Genomic DNA, 17,064 nt, shown 5'->3' on the forward strand with positions numbered 1-17,064 from the left:
AACACTTTTAAGTATACTGTTCAAATATACTTCAATCCGCAAGACCAGGCACCTGCGGAAACCAACGCAAGGAAAAAACGATGACCAACATGTTCCGCCGCCGAGTGGAAATCGTCTCTACGCCACAGGATGCAACACGAGAGGTACGGGCCGCTCTTGAGGACGATTTCCATCACTTCCGCGTCTGGCTACGCCATAGTGACGGCATGGTACGCGAGATCGGCGGGGAGGCCGTGCGCTACCCCTACTCCGCCTGCCCACAAGCGTCCGGCCAGTTGGAACAACTGATAGGCATGCCACTCAGCCATATCGCCCATTCAGTGACCCGGCAGACCGATGCCCAGCATCAATGCACACACCTGCTAGACCTTGCCGGCCTAGCCATCGCCAACGCGGCCCGTGGAACGCTCCGCCGATGCTACGATGTCCAGGTACCGGACCGCGTCGACGAACACACGACACCGGTACTGCTTCGTGATGGCAGGCTCCTGCTGAGCTGGGACGTACGAGGCTCGATCATCCAAGGGCCAGCGCCCTACTGTGGGGTAAACCTGCGCAAAGGAATGGCTCGCTGGGCCCTTAGCCACCTTCCCGAAGAGGATGCGGAAGCTGCGCTGCTGCTACGCCGGTGTACCCAGATCTCACTTGGCCGTCAGCATCCATTAGACTCCCAGGTCCATGCATCCAGCACCAGTCTCTGCTTTAGCCAGCAGCCGGCACGGGCTGCGCAGGCCCTGCGGATCAAGGGTTCAACGTGGGATTTCAGCGACACGGCAGCACGTCTATGCTCGGGCGACCAAGACTGGCTAGCCGGAGAGTAACCAGCCGGCCACTCCCCCCTTTCCCCTCAGGAGAAGGGATAAGCCAACCGGACGCAACAAAACTCCGACACAACGTGACGCCGGCTTCGGCAGATAACGTGCACTCCGAAAACGTCAGTCTGCCCCACAAAGACAGGGCCAACATAAAAGAACCCCGGCACCGGGATAACTCGCTCCGGCACCGAGGTTCACAACAGCATTGAGCGCCCCTTCAAAGAATGGAGCGCCAGGTTAGGGGCGTCAGAGGAACACTGCGAGGTTCGGCGTGCCCAACACGGCCTGGTCAAGAATGACCTCACGGCGCGCCAGCTTGAAACCCTCATCGGTCACACGCAACACATCCCGGCGCTCACCACTTATGATGTCGACATGGTGGTCCTTGAAGCGATTGCGGGTTAACAGTAAGTAGCTGGTCACCACGAATTCGTTGGACTTTTCGGTCTCCTCGACGAAGACGTTGGTCACCAGACGTCGGGTGCGCGAGGGCGGATCCTCCGCCCACGCACTCTTGCCGGACAGCCGCAGAATTCGCCCCATGATCGAGCGGTAGTCGTCATGGTAATGCTGCACGGTACGCACGATGGTGGTGGACAACTCCGACTGCAGGCGGGTGTGGCGAAGCGGTACGGTATAGACGAGGTCTGGGGCCAAGCGTGCGCCCCACTCCTGCAGACGAATCTGATCCAACAAGGTCGCCTCCTCATAGAGGAAGGTCACCACCTGGTTGTAGATATCCGAACCTACCGAGACGCGCTTGATGCCGACGGGCGATCCCGGCTGGATCTGATCGACACCGCGCTCTTGTACTTGGGCCATGGGTAACTCCTGAAATGTGTGGTTTTGCCTGGAACGACGCGACGATCAGCCCTCCGCCGTCATCAGTTCATGCCAGTACAACCACCAATGCCACTGGGTGTCGTCCTTGGTGAAGCCCTCGTTGACGATGCCCGGCCCTGGCCAGCCCGCAGGCGCGCCGGTCTCATAGCAGGCTTGGTACTTGAGGGTCATCTGGCGGCCCATCGCGCCCTTGGCAGCCAGGGTCATGTGCGGCCAAGTGTCGGAGTCATCCTGCTCGACCATCCCGGAGGTACCGAATAGCTGGATAGTCTGCTTGAGCATCTTCTCGCGCAGTTCTGCCGGCGCGTCCTTCTCGGCGAAGATCCAGTTGACGAACTCGAGCTTGTCGGGCCCCTGAGGCACATAGGCGTGCATGGTCATGGAACCAACCACCGATCCATCCGGCTGCGGGATATAGACGAACCCGAACAGTATGTTCGGGAACATTCCCCCGACCTGCGGCGGCATGCTGGTCAGTACCTTGAGCTGCTCCTCGCTGAGATTGCGCGCCAGTTGCTCAACCATCTCACGCGTCATCCCGGCCGGCGGCAAGGCGTTCAGCTTCTCCTGTACCGACAGTTCCGCAGGATCGAGACCGGTAAGGCGTTTTATTTTGCGGGCCAGGTCAATGCAGCGAAGAGCATGGCCGTGCGGCGAACTGACCTCTACCCCGATCATCTCTGGACTGAGGTCGGCGCCTTCACCTTCACCGTCGCCTTTCTTCGCATAGTTACCGACCTCGCCCAGCCAGCGGTGCAGGGTCAGTGTATGGAAGCCATCGGCGGCGGACTGCTCACCAGCGGTCTTCCAGTTGGCGTTGACAATGAAGCGCTGCGGCGGACCGAGCACTTCCATGCCCTTGTCAGAACGGCAGAACAGCATGTCGTAATACCACTTGGCGTCGCCGAGGAACTCATCGAAGGAGGGGCCGTCGATGTTCCAAGTGGCGAAGATCAGCCCACCATAGAGCGTGACCCGAGCCTTCTTCAGGCCAAGCGCCTCCTTTGGCAAGATCTTGCCATGCATACATTCGCGCTCCACCGGCGAGCCGATGAAGTCACCGTTGGGACGGAACGCCCAGCCGTGATAGATGCACTTGTGGATTTGCGTGTTGCCGCAGTCGGCAGTGCTGATGCGCATGCCGCGGTGGGGACAGACGTTGAGGTTTACATAAACCTCTCCCTCCTTGCCACGGGCGACAATCACCGAGTCGGAACCCATGTCGCGCACAACAAAGTCGCCGGAGTTGGGAATCTCGGACTCATGGCCGAGGAACACCCAGATCTTGCCGAAGATCTTCTCCATCTCCAACTCGTAGATCTCGCGGTCCGACAACACGCGCATCTGGACTTCGCGGGTATCGGGGAAGATAAGGTCGGAAACCTTGGTTCCGTCGGACAATACAGGACTTGTTCTTGTTAGCATGATTGCCTCCTGATCAGGGCACTACGGCGAATAAAAGCCTCGGCAGAATATAAGACACTTTTAATAAAAATGTACATATAAAGCGCAAGACAAAATACTGGGATATGACGTGCCAACAGAGCTGCGGCTTGAGACACATCAGCCCCCCCTTTGCTCCGCGCACCCCACCCGGGTGCGCAGCACACCAATTCCCTCCACAGCCAGTTCGACCAGATCGCCAGGATTCAGATAGCGCAATTGCTCCAGGCCACAGCCGTTGCCGACCGTGCCGGAGCCGAGGAACTCCCCGGGATAGAGCGTTTCCGAACGCGACACATGGGCGATGACGTCCTCGAAGGACCAGCGCATATCACGAGTGTTGCCACGCCCCCACTCCTCGCCGTTCACCTTCGCGACCATTTCCAGATCGTAGGGGTCGCCCAACTCATCAGCCGTCACCAGGCATGGCCCCATGATGTTCGCCGTATCGAAGTCCTTGCTCTTGGCTGGGCCAAGCATGCCGGGCATCTCCGCAGCCTGGGCGTCGCGGGCGCTCATATCGTTGAAGATGGTGTAGCCGACGATGTGCGAGCGAGCTGCATCGCGACTGATGTCCTTACCACGCTTGCCGATGTAGCAGCCGAACTCCAGCTCGAAGTCGAGTGCCTTGCTGAAACTCGGCCATTGGAATTCGTCGTCAGTACCGATGACCGCGAAGCGGTTGCATTTGTAGTAGATGGGTTGGCGGTTGAAGGTTTCGATGACGCGCTCGTCGGCACGTGCATTCATCGCTTTGAGCGTAGCCTCAGGGTCTGGCGTCCGCAGCGCGCGAGCCCGGCGTGCTGCGGCAAAGCTCTGCCGCAGGTGTAGCTCGAAACAGGAGCAGTCGCGCATTTGCGGCGGCGGCTGAATCGGTGCGTGCAGCTTCACCGCCGCCCGGGCACGCACAGCTCTTGCAGGAACCAGCTCCACCATCGAACGGGCAAGAGCCAACCCCTCCTCCCCGGCCTCGACCAGCGCCAGCACGCTGGCCAACTCGGGACGCTCATTTCCATACCGGACCTGGCAGGCGGCCTGTAGGTCCAGGACGATCTGGTCGTGCTCCAGCAAGGCACCGGCACGTGCGACCCTGTTGCCGTCGGTAAAGGTTACCAATCTCATGACTTTTGTACTCCAGTCGAAGAGCAGCAGAAGGTCACGGGCGTCATACCCGACCAGATACGGGCAGGCAGGCACCCGTGATAGGTGTGGCGTCGTCCGAGAGCAGGAACGCAATCACTCTGGCCAAAGCTCCCGGCGTTACCCAACGACTGGCATCGGCGTCCGGCATGGCTGCGCGATTCGCTGGGGTGTCGATGATGCTTGGCAGTACAGCATTGACGGTGACCCCACGGTCTTTTAACTCTTCAGCCAGCGCCTCAGTGAGGCGTGCCACTCCGGATTTAGAGGCGGCATACGCGCCCATGCCCGGGCCCGCCTTCAGGGATGCTAGAGCACCAATGTTGACGATGCGTCCGGATGCGGCAGCAAGCAAATAGGGCAGCGCAGCCTGGCTGCTGACTAGAGCCGTACGAAGGTTGATCTGATACAGGCGATCCCAAGTATCCAAAGCACCATCCTCGAATGATTCCCAGGCGAACCCGCCAGCGACGTTGACTAGGCCGTCGAGATGTCCGAAGCGCTCCACCACCCGGGCCACAGCAAACCGCGCCGACTCGGCAGAGGTTAGGTCGACGCCGCCCAAGGGCAGAACCCCAGAAACATCGCCCAGACTAGCTGGAACTTCGGTGCGATCGAGCAGAGCAACCTGCGCACCGCGCTCCAGCAGCAGGCGGCCCACGGCCCCGCCGAGGGCACCGAAGCCGCCGGTGACGATGATTGTCTTGTCTTGCAAAGGCCGGGACATGGCAAAAGGATCCTCTTGTTGTTAGATGGCGAGCTATATGGCTAGCGCATAGCCCCGCACAAATATATGACACTTTTAAAAAATATGTGCAATTATTAGCACGCATACATCCAAACCAGTGCTCTCAGGTTCCGCGAATGATCAGAAAACTGCCCGCCCTCAACGCTGATAACCGCGCCTTCTGGCAAGGCGGCGAGCACGGTCGACTGTTGATCCACCACTGTCATGGCTGCACGCACTATTTCCACCCGCCCGGGCCAATCTGCCCCCGCTGCGCGAGCCTGGACGTCGCACCTCGTGAGGTATCAGGAAAAGGCAAGGTGCTGAGCTACACCCTCAACTACCAGCCTTGGGTCGCTGACCTGGAAGTGCCCTACGCCGTCGCCATCATCGAGCTGGTCGAGCAGCAGGGCCTGCGTTTCGTCAGCAATGTAATTGGGATGGACCCGCTCCAAGTGCGGATCGACATGCCTGTACGGGTCAGCTTCCTCCACGTCGAGGATGTCTGGCTCCCTCTGTTCGAGAAGGATCAATGATGCTCCCTCATCGCTACGAAAAAGAGGTCGCCATCACTGGCATCGGTCAGTCCGAGGTGGCCCGACCTTCCAGCAAGTCGGCCATGCGCCTGACCCTTGATGCCTGCCTGGAAGCCATTGCCGATGCTGGCCTGGAGCGCCATGAGATCGACGGCGTCGCCTGCTGGCCGGGCGACAACAACAATGGCGATCCCTTCTCGCCGGTCGGTCCCAGCGCCCTGAAAAGCGCCTTGGGGTTGAACGTCAACTGGTTCGGCGCCGGCTACGAGGGGCCCGGCCCATTGGCCGGGGTGATCAACGGAACGATGGCCATCGCCGCCGGTCTTTGCCGCCACGTCCTGGTTTTCCGTACCATCACCGAGGCTTCGGCGCGCCAGCACAACAAGCAGGCGGGAGCGCTGACCAACAAGACCCAGGGACGTGATAGCAGCTACGCCTGGCAATGGCTGACGCCCTTCAATATCATGTCCGGCATCAACCTGATGGCCCTCTACGCGCAGCGCCATTTCCACGACTATGGCACGCGCCCCGAACAGCTCGCGCAGATCGCGTTGACCTGCCGGCGCAATGCTGCGCGCAATCCTAAGGCCATCTACCGCACACCGATGACGATGGACGACTATTTGCAATCGCGGATGATCTCCACGCCCCTACGCATGTACGACTGTGATGTGCATTGCGATGCCTCCACCGCCATCGTCCTGTCGCGCCGCGATGCCGCACGGGACACGCGCAATACTCCGATTCGCATAGAGGCCATCGGTGCCGCACTGAACCAGCCGTGGTCCTGGGACCAGATCTCCCTGACTGAGATGGCAGCCTTCGACGTTGCCCGGATGATGTGGTCGCGCACCGACTACACGCCGGTTGATGTCGGCTCGGCTCAACTCTACGACGGCTTTTCGATCCTCACCATGATCTGGCTGGAAGCCCTGGGTCTGTGCCCGGTGGGACAAAGCGGCGCCTTTGTTGAAGGCGGAGGGAGGATCGCCCTGGACGGCGAGCTGCCACTCAATACCAACGGTGGCCAACTGTCCGGAGGACGCACCCACGGCCTAGGCTATGTCCACGAAGCATGTCTGCAGTTATGGGGACGCGCACGAGGACGCCAGACTGCTCCGCATTCACTCTCTGTGGTGGCCGCCGGCGGCGGCCCATTGGGCGGCAGCCTGCTGCTGGCCCGTGACTGACACGGCCACCAGCAAGAGATCAGAACAGAATACCCGCCAGTTCGGCACAGAACTCGATCAGCTCGGCAGCCAGTTCGCCAACCCCCTCGTCGTCTCGCTGGCCGCGGAACATCACGGCGGAGACAGTGAAATCGATAGTGCCCTCAGGGGAATACACTGGCGCAGCGACTGCCTGGATACCAACCGAGAAATACCCATCGTCCACTGCCCAACCCCGTTCCGCGGCTAGGTGAACCTCCTCGCGATAGATCTCGATTGGCAAGGGACGCGCCCAGCGTATCCGATGGTAGATATCCTCGAATGCCGGCGTGTCCAGGTCCAACTGGGTCGAGAACAGCCGACCGCTGGCGCCCATCAGCATCGGAAAGCGCTGCCCCTCGGCCATGTCGATGCGCACATCGGCAGGACTGGCCGCCGAGCTGACGATGACTATGCGATCCGCCCCCATGCGCCGCCAAAGGGTGATGGTTACCTGCATGCGCGCTGCGAATTCCTGTAGCAGCGGCTTAACCAATTGCACACGCTGCCCTTGGGTAACCAGTTGCCCAACCAGGCGGGCCAGCCCCAGGCCGGCCGAATAGCGCTTGGACATCGGGTTGAAATCGATCACATCTTCCATGAACAAGGTACGCAAGATATTGAAGCAGGTGCTGGGGTTGATCGACAGGCGCCGGGCGATGTCCACCGAACGCTCCGGCGCCCCGCTCTGACTCAAATGGCGGAGAATGCGAATCGCGTTAGCGACCGGTTTCACCGTGACGCTGGCACCCTTGCGACTACTGCCTGCTTCCGTGAACTCTGGGCTTTCCATAGGAGCGTTCTCTATTATTTTCAGCCGATAAATTCTATAACGAGAACACTATCGGCCAGCAAATTTAATATAGAGATTTCTAGACACCCTCTACCGGTGCTTGATTGATATAGCGTCGGATCGATCGGTCCTCGCGAAAAGGCGAAAGCAGTACTGCCTGCGCCACGTCCCCCCGGGTCATGCGCCCGCACTGCCGCAGGTAATCCAGCCACGACTCGACGATGAAGCGCTCTACGTAGCGGTTGGGCTCCTCTAGATCACGGTACAAGCGCCAATTCCGCGCACCATTACGCCGTCGCGTCTGGCCGACGCCATAAACCACACGCAGGAACGCCTCACGTCCGGCAGCATCCACCTGGTAGCCGACCTCAATGCACACCGGCCCGTCGCCGTGGTCGACGCCCTCAGCGACCAGCATCGGCTTATCCGTCTGCAGGGCATCGGCAAAGTCAGCTTCGCGGCCCATCTCGATGGCCCCGCTACGAGTCAGGAACAAGCCCAGGAAGATGCTCGATGCCGATAGCAGCAGACTTTGCTGCAAGCCCAGGTATTGCGTGATAGCCCCCCACAGGGCACCACCAAGGGCCATCGAGCCCATCAGCACCAGGAGGTATACCGAGGCGACACGTGCTCGCACCCAGTTCGCAGCATAAGTCTGTACCACGGTGGAGATGGTCGCGTTCACCGCCATCCAGCCCATGCCGGCCAGCAGAAGCGTGGCGCAGATCACCACCTGGCTGCGCGACAGCGCCGCCGCCAGGGTCGCCACGGCAAAGGCGAGGGCCCCGATATCGATCAACCGTCGCAGAGCAAAACGCCGATAGACGCTGGTCAGGCCGAGCGCAGCAAGGACCGCGCCAGTCCCCATAAACGCCATCAGCAGTCCATAGCCACCCGCGTCCATGTGCAACTCCTCCTTGGCTACCAGCGGCATCAGCGCCCATAGCGCGCTGGCGCAACTGGTGAACACGAATACCTGCCTGAGCGCGCTAGACAGAACCGTCGAGTGGCGGATGTAGCGCAGGCCGCTGCGCATGCCGCCGGCTAAGGTTTCAGGTGGTAAGCCGTCGGCATGGACGCGAGCCGGCAGACGGTAGATGAATACGAGCACTGCAGCCATGCACAGTGCGATGACCAGAAATACTGCGGCACTGGTCCACCAGACGATCAGTAGGCCGGCCAGAGCCGGCCCCAGGGCCCGAGTGGCATTGATGGAAATACCATTGAGAGCGACCGCCGCCGGCACCTGCTCACGCGGGATGACTCCGACCACAGTCACCATCCAGGCCGCCATACCCAAGGCGCTGCCGCCCCCCAGCAGGAACGTGAACAGCAGCAGCGACCAGGCCCCCAGCAGTCCCACCCAATCCAGCAGGCAGAGCGCTGCGGCCGCCACCAAGATGACCGCCTGGGTGAGAAGCAACAGACGGCGCGGATCCATGCGGTCAGCGAGCACCCCGCCCGGCAAACCGAACAGGAAGACAGGCAGAGTAATGGCTGTCTGCACCAGGGAAACCATCAGGGGTGATGCCGATAGCTGGGTCATGATCCAAGCTGCCCCCACGGTCTGCATCCAGATCGCTAGGTTGGCAAGCGCGCAGGCTAGCCAAAGGCTGACGAACAGCCCATGACGCAAGGGCGCCCAGAACGAAGAGTGTTCCGCCCCTGCCAAAGCAACGTTGGCCTGCCTGTCCATACTCATTCGCCGTCGGGCCTGCCCAGCCGCCCAGCACTTCGCGCAGCAGGCAGTCTACGCTGGCGGCCAACCCGGTTGCGCAGCTCGCCGATCCCGCCGATACGCGCCTCGACCAAATCCCCCGACGCGAGGAAGCGACCGTCCTCCAGGCCCACACCGTGAGTCGAGCCGGTGAACACCAGGTCGCCCGGCCGCAAGCTGATACGCGCATCGAGGTAATTGAGCAATTCGTCCACCGGGAAGATCATCTGCCGAGTATTGTCCCTCTGGCGCGGCTCACCGTTGACCTCCAGCCCCATCTCCAACTCAGGCTGTCCGATGCCGCCTAATTCGTCGAGAGTGACGATCCAGGGACCGATCGGTGTAGTGCGATCCATGGATTTCTGGGTTAGCAGGTCGAGGCGACCGATACGCCTCCCCGCATCCCGCGCACTGATGTCATTGCCGACCGTGTAGCCGAGCAGGCAAGCGCTGGCCTGCGCCTCCTCGCCTAGCGGCCGGGCAACCACAGCGACCAACTCGACCTCATAGTCGAGCTGTCCGGTCAGGGCCGGATAGGCTATTTCGTCGTACGCCCCCACCAGCGCGGAATCCGGCTTCAAGTAGGCCAGTGGATGAGCCGGAGGCGAACTGCCAAGACGCTCAAGATGGCTACGATAGTTCAAGCCCACGCCAAAAACACGCGCCCCCGGTTCCAAGGGCGGCAGCAGACGGCACGCCGACAGCGCAAGGCGTTCATCATCGAGTCCTAGGTTGATCCAGCCCCCCTGGCCGATCGCCTGCGCCCAAGCAGCGAATGGCTCGCGAACACGACGAAGGTGCTGCAGATCCGGATCGAGCAACCCCCAGAATACCTCACCGCCCACCTCCACCCTAGCCAGGCGCAAGCTCAGCGCTTCTTGCCGGCTAGGTACTCAGCGTCCAGCACTTCCTCGGGGGTACGCACGCTCGGCCCAAGGATCGGACCAACCATCTCATGACCCCATAGACTCAGAGTCTCGGGGTTGAGCTCATAGGGATCGCCCTGCCACGGCTCAATCTCGGCTATGGTCTCGAAGGCAAAGCCGGAGGGGGTGAAGTGGTAGAAGGACAGATGCGGATCCTGGCTGTGCTGGCCAAGAGTCATCATCATCGGCAGTTCACGCTTGCGCACGATATCGTAGGTTTCCCCCACATCCCGCACATTGCGCACGAACAGACCGACATGCTGCACCCCCATGCGCCCTGGACCGTGGCCGTAGGCAATGTCATGGCTGGTCTTGTCGTTCAGCTTGGCGCGGAAGAAGCCGGTTCGGCCCTTGCCGGCGCCGGCTCCGTACCAGTGGAAGCCCATCACATCAAGCAGGAAGCGCTCTAGCTCCGGGGTGTATTCCGGGGTGATCACCACTACGTGTCCAGCACCACGTTCATCGGCCAGGAAACCGGTATGCGGTCGACCGGGAATGAAAGAGCGCGGCGTCCACTTCTGTCCGTAGAACAGCTCGTACTGGTAACCCACCGGATCGCGGAAACGTACTACTTCACGCACCCCACGCAGCTCGCAAAACGCCGTATCGCCACGGACGAACTCAACTCCCGCAGCCTCGAGCTTCCTCAGACCGGCCTCGAAGGCCATGCGTCCAACCGCCTCCCAACCGATATAGGCAAGGCGATCCACCTTGCCGGGATGAAAGGCAAAGCGGTGCCGCCGGTCGTCGATCCTGAAATATAACGACTCCAGATCGCTGTCCGGCGACTTGCCAACGCCGAAGCCCATGACCTGCGGGCCATATTCGCGCCAGGCGTCAAGGTTCGCGGTCTCGAACCCCATGTAACCGATGCCGATGATATCCATGCCTTCACCTTCTTGTTCGAATGTCTTGGGAGGAACTGTTGTGCCTAGCTAGATAGCCAGCAGACCACCATCGATGACGAAATCAGACCCGGTTACGAAGGAAGCCTCGCCGGATGCCAGGAACAACGCCAGGGCGACCACTTCCTCCGGCTCGCCAGGACGATCCATCAGGACACCATCGAGAAGCGCCGCTCGCGCCACCGGATTCTCCAGGAACTCCGAGGTTCCCGGGGTAGCGATGAAGCCCGGACTTAGACTAACGGCGCGAATCCCCAGGGGAGCCCCTTCGACAGCAAGTTGCCGAGTAAAGGACACCACCGCTCCCTTCGCTGCGGCATGCGCGGAAATTCCCGCGACCTTGGAGCCGCCCCAGGCTGCTGTGGAAGAAACATTGATAATGACTCCGCGCCGCTCGGCCAGATGGTTCCAGGCGTACTTGGTGGTATAGAACAGCAGGTCGATCTCGTTGCGAATGGTGTAATGCCAATCCTCGACAGACAGTTCATTGACCTTGCCGAAGCGAGCCGCCGATGCATTGTTGTACAAGATATCGATGCCACCATGCTCAACGACGGCCGCCTCGACCCAAGCCCTGGCCTGCTCATGGTCACCGAGGTCGACGGACGCTCGACCATGCAAACGAAGTCCCTGAGCGCTTAGCAGAGTGGCGGTTTCCTCGTGCGCTGCACCATTAAAGTCGCAGCCCACGACAATAGCGCCCTCGCGGGCGAAGCGCAGCGCCGCCGCCCTACCCTGGCCACCGCCAGTTCCGGTGATCAGCGCGACTTTACCTTCAAGACGCCCAGTCATTACATGCTCCATTTCTTATTCTGATTTTCTCGGATCGGCTACCGCTATCGCCCCTCGGGCTTGATCTCTTCGAGCCAGATGGCTTCGGCCGGACAAGCTTCGGCGCCCTCTCGCGCCTCGTCCTCCAGCTCGACGGGAACAGCCTTGTTATCGACGTAAACTAAGCCATCGGCATCCAGCTTATAGATGCTGGGACAGATCGCAGCGCAGAGACCGTAGCCACAGCAGCGGCTGCGCTCGACCACAACCTCGAATCGGGCCTTGTCGGAACTCATCTTATTCTCCTTATCCATCCAGGCAGACGTAAAAATAATGAACACTTTTCTCAATTTTGTAAACAAATGCCCGTTTCACCCCCAAGAAAACCAAAGCCATCTCGCCTCGAATAGCTGCGACCGATCCCCCAGACCGCCAAAACCGGCCAATTGCCGCCGATCCGTCGGCAACAGAAGGGCAAACACAATCGCTGCTCCCGCACAAGATCAAACCAAGATGCAGTCGACCGCCTCCGTCTCTCCTTGAAAGCGGAAGCGACCTACCGCCAGGGTCAACTCCTCGGAGAGTCCTCGTAGAGAAATAACGGCACTGGAGACACTATGGGCAATTGCATCCCCCTCTCCCGCCATGCGCGCAATGCGCTCGACATTCAGAGCCACGTTCCGTCCACCGGCGTTCTGCACGCGGACCGCATCGGCAATCTGTTCAACCCCACGAGTGGAATCCCCCACCAATTCCGCAGCCTGCTGTAACGTGGACTCCAGGTCAGCCAGCAGCCTGCTGCTGTCCTCCAGCGCCACAGTGCCAGCGCGCAAGGCTTCGTCCACCACTTCAGACTGCCCCTCCAGCTTCGAGGTCAGCTCGTTGATCGAGTTGGCCGCCACGGCGGAACGTTGCGCCAGGCTGCGTACCTCGTCCGCCACCACGCTGAATCCACGTCCACTTTCGCCGGCGCGCGCAGCTTCGATAGCCGCATTGAGGGCCAGCAGGTTTGTTTGTGCCGACAGGCCCTTGACCTGAGTAATGCTCGCAGTGATGGCCGCGGTGCTTTCCACGAAGTCGCCTACCGATCCGCGTATCTCTGAGAACGCGTGACGCACGCTGTCGATCTTCTCGAGCAAGCGTGACAGCGCCAGATGACCATTCTCCGCCCCATGCAGGCTCGCCTCCGCCGAACTGCGCAAGTTTTCCGCATGACTGGAAATAGTCGCTATACCGTCACTCATCTGCCCGATAGTCAGCGATACCGCGCCCACAGCATCGACCTGCGCAGTGGAGCTCTCAGCCACCTGTGCGGAGGCATCCACCAACTGTTCCGCTGAGGCACCAACTGACACTGCCACGTTGGTGACCTGCCGCATTGCCTGCTGAAAGCTGTCAATCAGCTCGTTGAAAGCCTGCGCAGTATGGGCTATCTCGTCACGCCCCATTACTCGCACACGGATGGTCAGGTCGCCATCGCGCAACCTCACGGAAGCCTGCTCAATTTCCCGAATGGCTCGAACAATCTGTCGACGCAACAGCAGACTGACAAACAGGGCCAGAACGCTAGCTGCAACGAGGACAACAATCAGCATCCTGGACAACTGCCGCTGCAAGTCGCCAGCCTCGACGAAGGCATTGGAGGTCAACTCCGCCTGCACCCCCAGCAAGCGGTTGAACTGCCCCTGCAAACCGTTGTATTCGGCACGTATTCGCCCCAGCAACGCCGCCGCCTGCAACTGATCATCAACGGCCGTGCGTTTGAAGTCAGACAAGCTTTCGCCGACCACTCCAGCCTGATCTTCCACGGCTCGATAGAGCGCTTTCTCCTCGTCGCCCAGGCGGGTCTCCTGAGCCAGTTTGCCCATCCCTGCCTGCAAGTCATCGATACTGTCTTGCATATCCTCGAGATAGGACTCGAGCTCCTCCCTGGAGGCCGAGCCATTCGACTCGAGGATCCGCACTACCGCAGCATAGGCGCCCACCATCGCCGCCTGCGAAGCCGAGGAGGTTTCGAGGACCTGGCGATACTGATGGAAGCGCAGGTGGTCGATTTCCTCGATCACGGCGTGCTGCTTGACCAGCCCCCGATAGGCCATCCCCGACACGATCAGTAGCGACAGGACGAACAACCCTGGAAGTACGAGAAGCTTGGCGCCGATCGACAGCCCTCTCAGAAACATCATGGCACTCACCGTTCTTGTTGTTATGGAAGATAGCTGGACAGGCCCGCTGCCCCGCCATACTATTTGCACAGTATTAACATTTATGTTCATAACATCAAACAAAAGCCTTACCTGCTCGAGACCCGGCCCTACAAAACCAATAAAGGACGCCAAAGCATGTCTACCGCCCGAAACGAAGCGGCTATCGACTTCACCGAGTTCAAACGGGGATGGCGTATCCTGCTGCTATCCGTGGTTGGGGTTGCTGTCAGCATCAATGCTGCCCTGCTCTATGGGTTCGGTACCCTGGTAGTACCGCTGGAAGCGGCATTCGGGTGGAACAAGAGCGACCTTCAGGCGGCGATAACTTTCCTCTTCGGTGGCGCGGTAATCTCGCTGCAACTGGTTGGCTGGTTCAACTTGCGCTACGGCATGAAGCGGGTGACAGTCATCTCGCTGACCCTGCTGTCTCTGGGCTACCTAGCTACCACTCAGTTGAACGGATCGATCTGGTCGCTATACCTAGCTTTCGCTGTCCTGCCTTTGATCGGCATGGGGGCGCTGGCGGTAACCTGGACCCAGTTGCTCAGCCTCTGGTACGACCGCAATCGCGGGCTGGCCCTAGCTATCGGCCTGTCCGGTACCGGCTTGACCGCGGCGGTCGTCCCGCGCCTGCTGTCCTGGGGCATCGAACAATGGGACTGGCGCGCGGCCTTCGTCATCCTCGCCCTGCTCAATCTGCTGGTCCTGCTGCCGCTGACCCTGCTGTGGTTCAGGCTCTCCGCCAGCACGACGCAAAGCAGCCAGGGGCATGCCAGGGAACTGCTGGACCTGCCCGGCATGAGCTTTCGCGAAGGAATGCGCTCGAGGAAATTCTGGACCTGCAACCTGGCTCTGGGCCTGGTGATCTCGTCGATCGTCGGCATGGTCACCAGCACCGTGCCGATGCTGCAGAGCAAGGGCCTATCAGCCAGCGATGCCAACCTGATCTTCAGCGGCTTCGGCATCGCCCTGATCTTCGGCCGTCTGCTCATCGGCTACCTGATCGATCGCATGTGGCCGCCGCTGGTATCCGCCGTCAGCCTGGCCCTGCCAGCCATCGGCTGCCTGATCTACCTCAGCGGCACCGTCGAGTTCACACCATTGCTGCTGGCGGCGATCCTGGTCGGCTTCGGCGCCGGCGCCGAGTTCGACATCGCCGCCTTCCTGATCGCGCGCTACTTCGGTGTACGCGAGTACGGACGGCTGTTCGGCGTGCATCAAGGCCTGAATACCGTGGCCTCTGCCCTTGCCCCGCTGCTGTTCGCCTTCCTGCTCAGCCGCACCGACTCCTACTCGGCCATGCTGACCTACACCCTGGCCTGCAGCCTGGTCGGTCCCCTGCTCTTGCTGACTCTCGGCCGCGTTCCGCGCTTTGTCGCAACACCGCTCGCGGCCCATCCCTGATCCGAACATTCCAGGAGAACACCATGCCCACACTGACGTTCATCGAACACAACGGTACCGAACACCAGGTCAACGCAGACGTTGGCCAATCGGCCATGCAGGCCGCCACCTTTGCCTCCGTGCCCGGCATCCCCGCCGATTGTGGCGGCGCCTGCGCCTGCGCCACCTGCCATGCCTACGTAGACGAAACCTGGCTGGAACGTCTGCCACCGATGGACAGCACCGAGAACGACATGCTCGATTGCGCCGTCGAGCGCCGCGACAACAGCCGCCTGACCTGCCAGGTATTCATCAGCGAAGAGCTCGACGGCATGGTGCTGCGCCTGCCCGCGTCGCAATTCTGAAGAAGAGGTTTCCATGTCACTCGCCTCAGTAGTCATCGTCGGCGCCGGACAGGCCGGTTTCCAGGTTGCCGCCTCGCTGCGACAAGAAGGGTATGACGGCACCATCACCCTGATCGGCGATGAGCCGGGCCTGCCGTACCAGCGCCCGCCGCTGTCCAAGGCCTACCTGCTCGGCAAGATCACCGAGAATGCCCTGCTGTTCCGCCCCGCCGATTTCTTCGTCAAGCAACGCATAGACCTGCGCCACGACCAGGCCACTGCCATCGACCGACAGAACCGTCGCGTGCTGTTCGCATCCGGCGAGGCGGTCGCCTACGATCACCTGGTGCTGGCAACCGGTGCGCACAACCGCCCACTGCCGGTGCCCGGCGCCGAGCTGCAGGGCGTTTACGGCGTCAAGACCAAACAGGATGCCGACGCCCTCGCCCCCCTGGCCAAGGCAGCCAGCAGTGTGGTCGTAGTCGGCGCCGGCTTCATCGGCCTGGAATTCGCTGCGGTAGCCGCCGAACTCGGCGCCAGCGTGCACGTGCTGGAGCTTGGCGATCGGCCGATGGCGCGCGCTGTTTCGACGGAGATGTCCCAACTGTTCCGCCAGGCGCATGAGTCCTGGGGCGTAAAGTTCGACTTCCGCCAGGGCCTGACCCGCATCGACGGCAAGGATGGCAAGGTCAGCGGCGTCGAGACCTCAGACGGACGCAGACTGCCAGCCGACCTGGTAGTTTTCGGCATCGGCGTGATTCCCAACACCCAATTGGCCAGCGAGGCGGGTCTGGCCATCGAGAACGGCATCCGCGTGGACGCCAATCTGCTGACCTCCGATCCGCACATCTCCGCTCTCGGCGACGTCGCCTGCTTCCCCTGCCTGCAGAACGGCGAGCAACCGACTCGCCTGGAATCCGTGCAGAACGCCGCCGACCAGGCACGCAATGTGGCCGCTCGGCTGCTCGGCAAGCCGGCCCCGTACAGTGCGTTGCCCTGGTTCTGGACCGACCAGGGCAACCTCAAGCTGCAGATCGCCGGGCTCTCCACCGGCTACGACAGCACCGTCATCCTCGGCTCGCCGGAAACCCAGCAGCTCTCGGTACTGTGCTTCCGTGACGACCAGTTGGTCGCGGTGGAGTCTTGCAACCGACCGGGCGACCACATGGCCGCGCGCAAGATTCTCTCCCGCCCGCCGCAGCTGAGCGCCGCCGAGGCCGCCGCCGAAGGCTTCGAGCTCAAGGCCTGGGAAGCCGCCAACCGCGACTGAACGACCACCGCCGCGCCCACCGCCGGGCGCGGCGTC

General features: G+C 61.3%; 17 protein-coding genes and 1 pseudogene. 6 read left to right on the top strand and 12 right to left on the bottom strand.

Going from position 1 to position 17,064, the window contains the following annotated elements; genetic code table 11:
• Positions 1–80: 80 nt before the first annotated feature.
• Complete coding sequence (locus M6E97_RS19420) at positions 81–821, top strand: DUF2889 domain-containing protein (protein ID WP_049311105.1); 741 nt, start codon at positions 81–83, stop codon at positions 819–821.
• 240 nt (positions 822–1,061) lie between these two features.
• Here the strand turns inward: M6E97_RS19420 and M6E97_RS19425 are convergent, their stop codons facing one another.
• The 4 genes from M6E97_RS19425 to M6E97_RS19440 all read right to left on the bottom strand — a co-directional run bounded on the left by M6E97_RS19425 (position 1,062) and on the right by M6E97_RS19440 (position 4,968).
• Positions 1,062–1,637 (bottom strand): aromatic-ring-hydroxylating dioxygenase subunit beta, encoded by a 576-nt coding sequence (locus tag M6E97_RS19425; RefSeq protein ID WP_033970220.1) that lies wholly within the window; start codon positions 1,635–1,637, stop codon positions 1,062–1,064.
• 45 nt (positions 1,638–1,682) lie between these two features.
• Positions 1,683–3,083 carry an aromatic ring-hydroxylating dioxygenase subunit alpha gene (locus M6E97_RS19430; RefSeq protein WP_033970218.1) on the bottom strand — a complete coding sequence of 467 codons (1,401 nt, stop codon included), beginning with the start codon at positions 3,081–3,083 and terminating at the stop codon, positions 1,683–1,685.
• A gap of 138 nt (positions 3,084–3,221) precedes the next feature.
• The gene (locus tag M6E97_RS19435; RefSeq protein WP_033970217.1) at positions 3,222–4,223 is read right to left on the bottom strand and encodes a fumarylacetoacetate hydrolase family protein; all 1,002 of its coding nucleotides are present in this window, start codon (positions 4,221–4,223) and stop codon (positions 3,222–3,224) included.
• Positions 4,224–4,266: 43 nt separating this feature from the next.
• Complete coding sequence (locus M6E97_RS19440; protein WP_033970216.1) at positions 4,267–4,968, bottom strand: SDR family NAD(P)-dependent oxidoreductase; 702 nt, start codon at positions 4,966–4,968, stop codon at positions 4,267–4,269.
• Between the two features lie 137 nt (positions 4,969–5,105).
• Here M6E97_RS19440 and M6E97_RS19445 point away from each other — a divergent pair, with 137 nt between their 5' ends.
• Both M6E97_RS19445 and M6E97_RS19450 read left to right on the top strand, forming a co-directional pair.
• Entirely contained in the window at positions 5,106–5,504 is a 399-nt protein-coding gene (locus tag M6E97_RS19445; protein ID WP_049311104.1) for a Zn-ribbon domain-containing OB-fold protein, read from the top strand.
• On the top strand, positions 5,504–6,694 hold the full coding sequence (locus M6E97_RS19450; RefSeq protein WP_049311103.1) for a thiolase family protein: 1,191 nt from the start codon (positions 5,504–5,506) through the stop codon (positions 6,692–6,694). The genes M6E97_RS19445 and M6E97_RS19450 overlap by 1 nt, the downstream gene beginning before the upstream one ends.
• Positions 6,695–6,713: 19 nt before the next feature.
• On the opposite strand, the gene M6E97_RS19455 is transcribed toward M6E97_RS19450, so the two are convergent.
• The 8 genes and pseudogenes from M6E97_RS19455 to M6E97_RS31225 all read right to left on the bottom strand — a co-directional run.
• A complete protein-coding gene (locus tag M6E97_RS19455) occupies positions 6,714–7,505 on the bottom strand; it encodes an IclR family transcriptional regulator (RefSeq protein ID WP_033970213.1) in 792 nt (263 codons plus the stop codon).
• 79 nt (positions 7,506–7,584) lie between these two features.
• On the bottom strand, positions 7,585–9,207 hold the full coding sequence (locus tag M6E97_RS19460) for an MFS transporter (RefSeq protein WP_049311102.1): 1,623 nt from the start codon (positions 9,205–9,207) through the stop codon (positions 7,585–7,587).
• A complete protein-coding gene (locus M6E97_RS19465) occupies positions 9,204–10,088 on the bottom strand; it encodes a fumarylacetoacetate hydrolase family protein (RefSeq protein WP_049311101.1) in 885 nt (294 codons plus the stop codon). The genes M6E97_RS19460 and M6E97_RS19465 overlap by 4 nt, the downstream gene beginning before the upstream one ends.
• Before the next feature lie 2 nt (positions 10,089–10,090).
• Positions 10,091–11,035, bottom strand: coding sequence for a VOC family protein (locus M6E97_RS19470; RefSeq protein ID WP_033970210.1), 945 nt, complete (start codon positions 11,033–11,035; stop codon positions 10,091–10,093).
• A 48-nt stretch (positions 11,036–11,083) separates the two neighbouring features.
• Complete coding sequence (locus M6E97_RS19475) at positions 11,084–11,845, bottom strand: SDR family NAD(P)-dependent oxidoreductase (RefSeq protein ID WP_033970209.1); 762 nt, start codon at positions 11,843–11,845, stop codon at positions 11,084–11,086.
• Between the two features lie 44 nt (positions 11,846–11,889).
• Entirely contained in the window at positions 11,890–12,120 is a 231-nt protein-coding gene (locus tag M6E97_RS19480) for a ferredoxin (RefSeq protein WP_033970208.1), read from the bottom strand.
• A 207-nt stretch (positions 12,121–12,327) separates the two neighbouring features.
• A complete protein-coding gene (locus M6E97_RS31220; RefSeq protein WP_405045855.1) occupies positions 12,328–13,272 on the bottom strand; it encodes a methyl-accepting chemotaxis protein in 945 nt (314 codons plus the stop codon).
• Positions 13,270–14,100 (bottom strand): annotated as a pseudogene (locus M6E97_RS31225) (hypothetical protein); the annotation flags it as partial. The pseudogene M6E97_RS31225 and the gene M6E97_RS31220, both read right to left, overlap by 3 nt.
• A 66-nt stretch (positions 14,101–14,166) precedes the next feature.
• Between M6E97_RS31225 and M6E97_RS19490 the strand changes: the two are divergent.
• Genes M6E97_RS19490 through M6E97_RS19500 form a run of 3 tightly spaced genes read left to right on the top strand, consistent with a single transcriptional unit; the run spans position 14,167 to position 17,028 of the window.
• Positions 14,167–15,435, top strand: a complete 1,269-nt coding sequence (locus M6E97_RS19490; protein ID WP_033970205.1) for an MFS transporter — start codon at positions 14,167–14,169, stop codon at positions 15,433–15,435.
• Between the two features lie 23 nt (positions 15,436–15,458).
• Complete coding sequence (locus M6E97_RS19495; protein ID WP_033970204.1) at positions 15,459–15,779, top strand: 2Fe-2S iron-sulfur cluster-binding protein; 321 nt, start codon at positions 15,459–15,461, stop codon at positions 15,777–15,779.
• Positions 15,780–15,792: 13 nt separating this feature from the next.
• A complete protein-coding gene (locus tag M6E97_RS19500; RefSeq protein ID WP_033970203.1) occupies positions 15,793–17,028 on the top strand; it encodes an NAD(P)/FAD-dependent oxidoreductase in 1,236 nt (411 codons plus the stop codon).
• Positions 17,029–17,064: the final 36 nt, after the last annotated feature.

This window comes from Pseudomonas sp. B111 (assembly GCF_026428275.1).
In the GTDB taxonomy this organism is placed as follows: Bacteria; Pseudomonadota; Gammaproteobacteria; order Pseudomonadales; family Pseudomonadaceae; genus Pseudomonas; species Pseudomonas aeruginosa.